Source organism: Streptomyces sp. NPDC059679, from assembly GCF_042734105.1.
In the GTDB taxonomy this organism is placed as follows: domain Bacteria; phylum Actinomycetota; class Actinomycetes; order Streptomycetales; family Streptomycetaceae; genus Streptomyces.
Window position 1 is genome coordinate 1 of sequence record NZ_JBHWES010000201.1, and the last position, 1,169, is coordinate 1,169.

1 protein-coding gene is annotated in these 1,169 nt (G+C 64.8%); it reads left to right on the forward strand.

The features are described 5' to 3' along the window. Positions 1-132 precede the first annotated feature (132 nt). On the forward strand, positions 133-1,169 hold a 1,037-nt coding region (locus ACFV2X_RS55645; RefSeq protein ID WP_385632003.1), incomplete at its 3' end, for an acyltransferase domain-containing protein.

The following is a 1,169-nucleotide window of genomic DNA, read 5'->3' on the forward strand; positions in this document are numbered from 1 at the left end:
TTCCTGCGTGGTCTGGATGCTTTGGCGGCTGACGAAGCCCACACCGCTGTCGTCACCGGTACCGCGAGGAAGACGGGTGATCTGGGCAAGGTGGTGTTCGTGTTCCCCGGGCAGGGTGGTCAATGGGCCGGGATGGGACTGCGACTGCTGGAGACCTCACCCGTCTTCGCCCAATCCATCCAAGCCTGCGAACAAGCCCTCGCCCCCCACACCAACTGGACCCTCACCGACATCCTCCACCGCCCCCACACCGACCCCCTATGGCAGCACGCCGACATCATCCAACCCGTCCTCTTCGCCCTCATGACCTCCCTCACCACCCTCTGGCAATCCCACGGCATCCACCCCGACGCCGTCATCGGCCACTCCCAAGGCGAAATCACCGCCGCCCACATCAGCGGAGCCCTCACCCTGGAAGACGCCGCGAAAATCGTCGCCCTGCGCAGCCAAGCCCTGCAAACCCTCCGCGGCACAGGCGCCATGGCCTCCATCCCACTACCGGCCGACCACGTCACCGAACTGCTGCGCACCACCTGGCCGGACCAACTATGGGTGGCCGCCGTCAACGCCCCCACCGCCACAGTGATCTCCGGCGACACCCAAGCCCTCACACAAGCGCTCGAACACTACCGGGACCAAGGCATCGACGCGAAACAGATCCCCGTCGACTACGCCTCCCACTGCCCCCACATCCAGACCGTGGAACACCAACTGTCACACCTCTTACGGGACATCACCCCACAAGCCGCCACCACCCCCTTCTACTCCACCACCGACAACCAATGGACCGACACCACCACCCTCACCCCCCACTACTGGTACCGAAACCTCCGCCAACCCGTCCACCTCGCCCAAGCCATCACCAACCTCACCCACCAAGGCCACCACACCTACATCGAAATCAGCCCCCACCCCACCCTCACCCCCGCCATCCAAGAAACCACCAACACCACCAACACCCCCACCACCGTCATCAGCACACTCCGCCGCAACCACAACGACACCCACCAAATCCTCCACGCCCTCGCCCACGCCCACACCACCGGCCACCCCATCAACTGGCACCCCACCCACCAACACCACACCCACACCGACCTGCCCACCTACCCCTTCCAACACCAACGCTACTGGCTCAACACACCCACCCACACAGGAGACGTGACGGCCGT